Below are 8591 nucleotides of genomic sequence, written 5' to 3'. Positions count from 1 at the left end.
AAGGCCATCGCGCAGCGACGCGACGAAGGAGCGCCCTTGACGCCGACGCACGCCCCGGAAGGACGATGGGACGGACGGGCAACCACCCCGACGCAACCAACACCCCCGCCCCAGCAGGGCCCACCCGCCCCCACCCCCGACCCACCGCTCAGCCCAGCCCAGTTCAGTTCAGTTCAGCTCCAGCCTGCCCACCCGCCCCTTCTCGCCCGCCGCCCAGCACCCGGCACCCACTCCCAGCGCCGCCCCACCAGCCGCCCCAGTCGCCCCAGTCGCCCCACCAGTCGCCCCAGCCGCCTCACCCGCGCCACCATCCGTCGGCCCCGCGCAGTCCACCGTGTCGAACGACTCCTCGTCCAGCGGGCGCCAGGTCGTTCCCGCGTCCAGGGTGACGTCCGTGCCCGTCGGCCCCACCGCGAGTGCCACCGGCCGGAGGAACGGCACCCACGCCACGCCCGAGCGGTAGGCCCGCGGCGGTTGCGCCGCGGGCTGCCAGCTGCGGCCGCGGTCCGCCGTGACCGCTCCGGCCAGCGGCGAGGGCTGGCCCGTGCGGTAGTCGCCGCCCACCGCGAGGCCGTGGTGGCGGTCGCGGAAGGCGAGGCCGAAGACTCCCTTCGCCGGGTCCCCGGCGGGGACCGGCGCGTCGGTGACCGTCCAGGTCAGCCCGCGGTCCGCCGAGTGCATGACGCGGGCCTTCGAGGCACCTCCCGTCGCCAGCCACACGTCGCGCGGCCCGGCGCTGACCAGGCACTGGCCGCTCGCGGCGAAGCCCGCCTCGCCCGGGAGCGCCTCCGGCATCCGGTCCGCCGGCAGCACCCGCCAGGTGCGCCCGCCGTCGTCGGTCGAAAGGATCCGGAACCTGCCGTCGACCGGGTCGCTCATCGCCAGACCGTGGCGGGAGTCGAAGAAGGTGAGGCAGTCGTAGAAGGCCCGGTGGTCGGGGTTGCGGAAGGCTTCGGTCCAGGTCGCGCCGCCGTCCTCCGTCCGGAAGATCCTGGACGCCTCGCCCTCTCCGATGGACAGGGCGACGGCCCGCCGCGCGTCGAACGCCTCGATGTCCCGCAGTTCGAGCCCGGCCGCCGCCGGTGGGGAAACGTTCTGCCAGCTGCGTCCGCCGTCCTGTGTGCGCAGGACGGTCCCCTTGGAGCCCGACACCCAGGCGGTGGTCCGGCTCACCGCGGACAGGCCGCGCAGGCGGGCGTCCGTACCGGTCGGCTTGAGCGACCAACCGACGCCGAGCGCGGCGTCCGCCGCCGGGCCCGCCCCCTCTCCCGCTCCACCGCGTGCCGCCTGGGCCGCTCCCGGGGCGGCCAGCAGACCCACCGCCATCATTGCCGCGCACATGCCAACTCGAAGAAGCCTCATGGCGCCGGAAGCTAACGCAGCCCGGCCCCTGACACAGCCGGACCCGATCACTCCGTGCGATCGCACAGCGCAGAACCGGCCATTCGGTGACGTAGCTCACGCAGTGTTCCCGTGCACGCTTCCGGTCGTTTCGACGTCTATCCGGGTGCGGGGCCCCACCCCTCCGCCCCGCAACCGTGACGCAGCAAGGGAGCGAGTCTTGATCACCGTCATCGAGCAGGCCGTTCAGGCACGACTGGTCGCCAGCGCTCCGAAGCTCGAATCCATTCCCGTCACCCTCTGCTACGACCAGGCCGACCCGTTCGCCGTCCGCATGGCCTTCCCCGCCCCCGCGACCCTCGAAGGCGTCGAGGTCTCGTGGTCCTTCGCCCGCGAGCTCCTCGAGGCCGGCCTGGTGCGCGCGGCCGGCCACGGCGACGTGCGCGTGCGCCCTTATGGCGCCGGCCACACGGTGGTGGAGTTCCACGCGCCCGAGGGCGTGGCGATCGTACTGATGGAGTCCGAGGACCTGCGCCGCTTCCTGGACCGGTCCTTCACGGTGGTGCCGGCCGGCGTGGAGCACCTCTACCTGGACGTGGACCACAGCCTGGCCGAACTCATGCGCGGCTCCTGCTGACCGTCCCGGGCCGGTAAATCGTTTGCGGGTGGCACCGGCCATCCGTACGTTCGTGGACGAGAGGGCGGCGGCACGCCCCCTCCATCCCCTTCCGGTACCGCCCCAGCCCGGGGCGCGCCTTCGTCTTCGAACGGATCAGGCCATTGCTCTTCTGAGGCTGGAGACACCGACCCTCGCCCCGCCCCATCCGTCGGGTGTCTCCCCACGTTGCACATCACCATCCACGCAACCTGGAGGCCTCCATGAGTACTGCCCCCGTCTTCGTCACCTGCTCCTCCCTCTCCTTCGACTGGCCTGACGGAACCCCGGTCTTCGAGGAGCTGCAACTGGCCGTGGGCCCCGGCCGGACCGGTCTGATCGGTCTCAACGGCTCCGGCAAGTCGACCCTGTTGAAACTGATCACGGGTGAACTCCAGCCCACGGACGGCCAGGTCACGGTGGCCGGCACGGTCGGCCTGCTCCCCCAGGGCATCATCCTCGACACCGCGCTCCGGGTGGACGAGGTGCTCGGCATCGCCGGCGCCCGGGCCGCCCTGCACGCCATCGAGGCGGGTGAGGCCACCGAGGCGAACTTCGCGGCCGTCGGCGACGACTGGGACGTCGAGGAGCGCGCGCACGCCACGCTCGACCGGCTGGGCCTCGGAGGGATCGGCCTGGACCGCACCGTCGGGGACCTGTCGGGCGGCGAGACGGTGCTGCTGCGGCTGGCCGGGCTGCTGCTCGCCCGGCCGGACGTACTGCTGCTGGACGAACCGACGAACAACCTCGACCTACGGGCCCGGCGGCGGCTGTACGAGGCCGTGGAGGCCTGGTCCGGCGTGATGGTCGTGGTCAGTCACGACCGTGAACTGCTGGAACGCGTCGACCAGATCGCCGAGCTGCGCGAGGGAGAGGTCCGCTGGTTCGGCGGCAACTTCACGGCGTACGAGGAGATCGTCGCCGCCGAGCAGGAGACGGCCGAGCGGCTGGTCCGGGTCGCGGAGGCCGACGTCCAGCGGCAGAAGCGGGAGCTGGTCGAGGCGCACGTCAGGCTGGCCCGGCGCAAGCGGTACGGGCAGAAGATGTACGAGAACAAACGGGAGCCCAAGATCGTCATGGGCGCTCGGAAGCGGGCCGCGCAGGAGTCGGCCGGAAAGCACCGCATCATGCACACCGAGAAGCTGGCCGAGGCGCGGGAGCGGCTCGACCAGGCGGTGGAGGCGGTGCGGAACGACGCCGAGATCCGGATCGAGTTGCCGGCCACGCGGGTGCCGCCCGGGCGGCGGGTGCTTACGCTGCGCGGGTTGCAGCTCGCGCACGCCGGTGCGGTGCGCGCGGTGCCGGGTGAGCTGGAACTGCGCGGTCCGGAGCGGGTCGCGCTGGTGGGGCGCAACGGGTCGGGCAAGACCACGTTGCTGCGCACGGTGGCGGGGCTGCTGCGGCCGGTGGCCGGGGAGGCGGAGACGCACGTACCCGTGCGGTTCCTGCCGCAGCGGCTGGACGTGCTGGACGACCGGCTGTCGGTGGTGGCGAACGTGGCACGGTTCGCGCCGCAGGCCACCGACAACCGGATCCGGGCGCGGCTGGCGCACTTCCTGTTCCGCGGCGGCCGGGCGGACCGGCCGGCCGGCACGCTGTCGGGCGGCGAACGGTTCCGGGCGGCGCTGGCGGCGCTGCTGCTGGCGGAGCCGGCTCCGCAGCTGCTGATGCTGGACGAGCCGACGAACAATCTGGACCTGGCGAGCGTGGGGCAGTTGACCGACGCGCTGGAGTCCTACCAGGGGGCGCTGATGGTGGCCAGCCACGACGTGCCGTTCCTGGAGTCGATCGGCGTCACGCGGTGGCTGCGGCTGGAGGACGGCGAGCTGCGGCCGACTTCGGCCGAGGAGGTCCGGGCGTCCATGTGGGACGAGTGACACGGCGACGTTCACCGGGCCCTGGGCAGTGACGCCCAGGGCCCGGTGCCGTCCCGCGGCGCGCGCACCGGGCGGACCGGGGTCGGCCCCATGGGCCGTAACTCGACGACGACCGGGCATTACGCGCCGCGCGGGCTTCAGGGAAGACCGAAAATCGCGGGTCGCCAGCCTGAAGCACGAGGTCGCCCCGTGTGAGACTGGCACTACCGACCGTAGCGCAAGCAGGTGCGCCGCGCGGAGAGGGGAATCGTGCCACCGAGGAGTACGCCGACGGCCCGCCAGCAGCGCCTGGGTGGCGAGCTGCGCAAGCTCCGTGAGCAGTCGGGCATGACGGTGCAGCAGGCGGCGGCGCTCCTGGGGGTGGACCGCACCCGCATCCCGAACATCGAATCCGGCCGGATCGGCATCACCGCCGAGCGCGTGCGCACCCTCGCCTACAACTACGACTGCCCCGACACCGGCCTGGTGGACCTGCTCGCCGCCATGGCCCAGGAGCGGACCAAGGGATGGTGGGAGCAGCACCGCGGGGTGCTCCCGCCCGCCCTGCTCGACATCTGTGAACTGGAGCACCACTCGGTGGAGTTGCACACGGCGGTGACCACCCACATACCCGGCCTGCTGCAGACCGAGGCGCACGCGCGGGCCGTTTTCGCCACCGCCGACCCACCGCTCCCGGATCCGGACCTGAGGGCTCGGCTGGCCCTGCGGATGAGCCGGCAGCTGGTCTTCGAGCGCGAGCGGCCGCCGCTGTACGAGGTGGTGATCCACGAGGCCGCGCTGCGCATGCAGTTCGGCGGGCCCAAGGTCGCACGGGCGCAGCTGGAGCACATACTGGGCCAGTCGGAGCGGGACGGGACGACGGTTCGGGTGATCCCGTTCACGGCCGGCGGGTTCCCGGGGGCCGGGCAGTCGTTCACGTACGCGGTCGCCGCGACCCGCCAGTTGGACACCGTCCAGCTCGACACCTCGCACGGTTCGATGCTCCTGGACTCGGGCATGAAGCTGCGGCGCTACCGGGGGCTGCTGGAGCGGCTGCGGACGCTGGCCCTGCCGGACCGCGCCTCCCGCGATTTCATCCGGGCCATCGCCCGGGACCTGTGACGCCGCTCCCCTGACGGACGCGGCCCCCTCCAGAACGGACGACGAGACGAGATGCCCACCATGAACACCGCGCCCGAGACCAGCGCGCCGACGCCGCCCGCGATCTCCTGGGAGGAGGGCTTCTGCAGCGAGGGCGCCAACTGCTTCCGTTTCGGCCGGGACGCGGACGGCAGGGCGTACATCGGCACGACGGGGTCCGAGGAGTTCGTCACGGACTCGATCGAGGCGCTGCGGGCGCTGGTCTCCGCCGTCAAGGCGGGGGCCGCTGATCACCTACTGGCGTGAGACGGGTACCGGTCTGGCCGAATTTCATCCTTCCGGGGCTCGTCCACCCCCGCCCCCACCTGCGCACATAACTCAACGTACCGGGACATAGGCCAGGGGCGGGCTTGGCTGGTCTTGACGCCGCGTTTAACCTACGGATTCGTAGGCTACGGAACCGTAGGTAATTCGCTTTGTCCCCAGGAGTACCCGTGACGCTCACCTCTCCCCACCTCGGCAGCTCGGAGGCGTGGACCGACGCCAAGCTGCTGTACGCGCTGGAAGAGGTGGTCGAGAAGGAGCTCAACCGGCACCTGAAGACCACCAAGGACTGGATGCCGCACGAGTACGTGCCGTGGAGCGACGGCCGGAACTTCCCCGGCTTCTTCGAGGACGGGGAGGCCTGGGACCCCAGCCAGTCCAAGGTCACCGAGATCGGCAAGATCGCGCTGGTGGTGAACCTCCTCACCGAGGACAACCTGCCCAGCTACCACCACGAGATCGCCACCCTGTTCGGCCGTGACGGCGCCTGGGGCACCTGGGTGCACCGGTGGACCGCCGAGGAGGGCCGGCACGGCATCGTGATGCGCGACTACCTGCTGGCGTCGCGCGCCGTCGACCCGGACAAGCTGGAGCAGTTCCGGATGGCCCACATGTCGGAGGGCTTCGAGTCCGACAACCGGCACTCGATGCTGCACTCGGTCGCCTACGTGGCCTTCCAGGAGCTGGCCACCCGCATCTCGCACCGCAACACCGGCCACCAGTCCGGCGACCCGGTCTGCGACCGGATGCTGGCGCGCATCGCGGCCGACGAGAACCTGCACATGATCTTCTACCGGAACCTGCTGCAGTCGGCCTTCGAGATCGCCCCCGACCTCACCATGCAGGCGGTGCGGGACGTGGTGGTCAACTTCCGGATGCCCGGACACGGCATGCCCGGCTTCGAGCGGATGGCCGCGCAGATGGCGATCGGTGGGGTGTACAACCTGCGGATCCACCACGACGACGTGCTGAGCCCCGTGCTCCGCTTCCTGAAGATCATGGAGATCGAGGACCTCGGCCCGGAGGGCCAGAAGGCGCAGGAGGAGCTCGGCCTGTTCATGGACGGCCTGGACTCGGAGGCGAAGAAGTTCGACGAGCGCCTCGCGGCCCGGGCCGCGCGCCTGGCCGCCCGCAAGGGCTGACGCGCGCCGCGGCCGGATCGGCGCACCCGCCTCCCCCGTGCGGGTGACGGCGATTCCCCTGGCGGGGCGCGCCTCTGCCAGGCTTCGGCGCCATGACCACACTCCGGGCGGACATCGACCAGCTCACCCGCTTCACCCAGTCCCTGGACACGGCGCTGACCGCCCTGCGGGACGCGCGGCGGGAGCTGGCGCGCGTACGGGCGGACCAGCTGGGCACGGCCGAGCTGGACGCCGCCTGCGACCGGTTCCAGGAGAGATGGTCGTACGGGGCGAAGGAGCTGACGAAGCGGGTCACGACCGTACGCGGCGGCGTGCGGGAGGCGGCGCGGGAGTACGCGGCCCTGGACGCGGCGATCCGCGAGGCGTTCCTGCGGGCGGCGGGGTCGACGGGTACGGGGGCCGGCCATGGGTGAGGCACTCGGCTTCGACCCCGCGCCGGGTTCGCCCGCGACCGTGCTCGCGCTGGCGGCGAAGCTCCGCGCCTCGGCGGGTTCCCTGGGCGAGGCATCGCGGGTGGTCGGCGCGCTGGTCTCGCGGAGCGGGTCCTGGGAGGGGGAGGCGGCGACGGCGTTCCGCGAGGCCCTCTCCGACGACCTGCCGCGCTACCTGCGGTCCGCGCACGACGCGCTGGCGGAGGCCGCGCGGCGTCTCACGGCCTGGCACGACACGCTGACCTCCCACCGCGCGCTTGCCGCCCGCTACGAGGCGCGGGCGGCCGACGCGACGACCCCGGAGGACCTGGCGAACGCCCGCCGCCTGGCCCGCGAACTGGCCGCCCAGCACGCGGCCGACGCCCGTCGGCTGGCGGCGGCGCTGGACGCGGCGACGGATCGGCTGGCGCCGAAGGAGCCGGGGATCGTGGAGTCGGTCTGGCGCGAGATCGTCGACGACCCGGCGGACGCGCTGTCCAACCTCGCGGCCGTCCTCGGCCTGGTCAGCGCGGGCCTGGCCTTCGTGTGCCCACCGGCGGCGCTGGCGGTGATGCTGGTCGGCAGCGGCATCAGCCTGGCGGCGCTGGGGATGCACGCGTCCGACCCGAAGTTCCGCAAGCCGCTGAAGGACGGCTTCACGAAGGCGGAGTTCGACGCGGACTTCTGGAAGAGCAGCGTGACGCTGCTCGGCGACACCCTGGGCTCCGTCCCGGGCCTCGCGGCGGTCGCCACGGGCGCGAAGGCGGGCGTGGCCGCCTCCCGCGCAGCAGCGGCCTCGGCCGCACCGGAGGGCAGCGCACTGTCCCGGCTGGGCACGGGCGCGGGCGAATTCGCCCGCACGACGTGGCGCGAGGGCGAGGCCATCCGGCGCGTGGAGAGCCCGCTGAGCCAGTGGGCTCTGAGAAACACTTCGCCGCGAGTGCGCGACTCTACGCTGCTGGCCATTCCTGCCACGGGAGCGCTCACTGCAGGTTCCGACTATTACGTCGGCGCAAGCGACTCTGTCGAGCACACAGCCACAGCCGTAGACGGCACCCGCGGGGTGCTTGAGGACGGCCCTGCCGCTGCCGCCAAGGCGTCCCTCGCTTGGTCGGCGCTGAGGATCCGATGAACGACGACTATCCGCCAATCTGGTTCCGGCTTCCTCCCGGCTTCTATGACGTCTCACCTGCCCAGGGAACTGAACTAGTCGGGGCAGCTCGGATAAGCGGCAGTGCCGCTGCGGAGGGGCAGATCGCGACGTTAGTGCAGCAGTTAGGGCTGCTCGGCGATCATCACGTCGCGCATACGGCCATTGGATTACACCCGGACGAAGAGTTCGGGCTCTGCACATCCCTGTTCTCCCTGGCCATTCGCCCCATCGCTCCGGGGCAACGCCGCCGCGAGGTGGGTCGCGCAGCCCTCGGAATCGCCAAGTCCCCGCTGTGGACGGCGTCGGCTGGAGGGTTCTGCGAGCACCCGTCAGCTCTGCCCTGTTGTTTGGTGTCTGGACTCATGTCCGTGCCTGAAGTCGACCGCCACATCTTCCAAGCGCGAGCTGCCCTGGCTCACGAGGACGGTCACCACCTCATCGTCCTCGACCTCACTAGCGCCGCAACACAGCACCAAGACAACTACACGGACGTACTCCACGGCATCGTCAGCACCATCTCGTTCAGCGACCCCACCCCACCAAAGACGTCTTCGCGGATCCTGGAGGTACTCCTGTGACGCCCTGTCTCGCTAAGGCGGCGTGGGGTCA

9 protein-coding genes are annotated in these 8591 nt (G+C 71.7%); 8 read left to right on the top strand and 1 reads right to left on the bottom strand.

Annotated elements, in window-relative coordinates:
• Positions 1-168 precede the first annotated feature (168 nt).
• Positions 169-1341: a WD40/YVTN/BNR-like repeat-containing protein gene (locus ACFY61_RS30210; RefSeq protein ID WP_389477220.1), complete on the bottom strand. Its 1173-nt coding sequence runs from the start codon at positions 1339-1341 to the stop codon at positions 169-171.
• Positions 1342-1561: 220 nt separating this feature from the next.
• Between ACFY61_RS30210 and ACFY61_RS30205 the strand changes: the two genes are divergently transcribed.
• The 8 genes from ACFY61_RS30205 (at position 1562) to ACFY61_RS30170 (ending at position 8560) form a co-directional block, all read left to right on the top strand.
• Positions 1562-1978: an SsgA family sporulation/cell division regulator gene (locus ACFY61_RS30205; RefSeq protein WP_389477218.1), complete on the top strand. Its 417-nt coding sequence runs from the start codon at positions 1562-1564 to the stop codon at positions 1976-1978.
• Positions 1979-2220: 242 nt separating this feature from the next.
• A complete protein-coding gene (locus ACFY61_RS30200) occupies positions 2221-3873 on the top strand; it encodes an ABC-F family ATP-binding cassette domain-containing protein (protein ID WP_389477216.1) in 1653 nt (550 codons plus the stop codon).
• Positions 3874-4122: 249 nt separating this feature from the next.
• Positions 4123-4974, top strand: coding sequence for a helix-turn-helix transcriptional regulator (locus ACFY61_RS30195; protein WP_389477214.1), 852 nt, complete (start codon positions 4123-4125; stop codon positions 4972-4974).
• 51 nt (positions 4975-5025) lie between these two features.
• Positions 5026-5259, top strand: a complete 234-nt coding sequence (locus tag ACFY61_RS30190) for a hypothetical protein (RefSeq protein WP_389477211.1) — start codon at positions 5026-5028, stop codon at positions 5257-5259.
• A 188-nt stretch (positions 5260-5447) separates the two neighbouring features.
• Complete coding sequence (locus ACFY61_RS30185; RefSeq protein WP_389477208.1) at positions 5448-6419, top strand: acyl-ACP desaturase; 972 nt, start codon at positions 5448-5450, stop codon at positions 6417-6419.
• A gap of 92 nt (positions 6420-6511) precedes the next feature.
• Positions 6512-6832 (top strand): hypothetical protein, encoded by a 321-nt coding sequence (locus ACFY61_RS30180; protein ID WP_389477206.1) that lies wholly within the window; start codon positions 6512-6514, stop codon positions 6830-6832.
• Positions 6825-7961 carry a hypothetical protein gene (locus tag ACFY61_RS30175; RefSeq protein ID WP_389477203.1) on the top strand — a complete coding sequence of 379 codons (1137 nt, stop codon included), beginning with the start codon at positions 6825-6827 and terminating at the stop codon, positions 7959-7961. Before ACFY61_RS30180 ends, ACFY61_RS30175 begins: the two co-directional genes overlap by 8 nt.
• Complete coding sequence (locus tag ACFY61_RS30170; RefSeq protein ID WP_389477201.1) at positions 7958-8560, top strand: hypothetical protein; 603 nt, start codon at positions 7958-7960, stop codon at positions 8558-8560. Before ACFY61_RS30175 ends, ACFY61_RS30170 begins: the two co-directional genes overlap by 4 nt.
• Positions 8561-8591: the final 31 nt, after the last annotated feature.

It is taken from the genome of Streptomyces sp. NPDC012888 (genome assembly GCF_042900645.1).
Taxonomy (GTDB): Bacteria; Actinomycetota; Actinomycetes; order Streptomycetales; family Streptomycetaceae; genus Streptomyces.
Note: the sequence above shows the minus strand (reverse complement) of the source record. Positions and strands in the feature narration are given on the sequence as shown.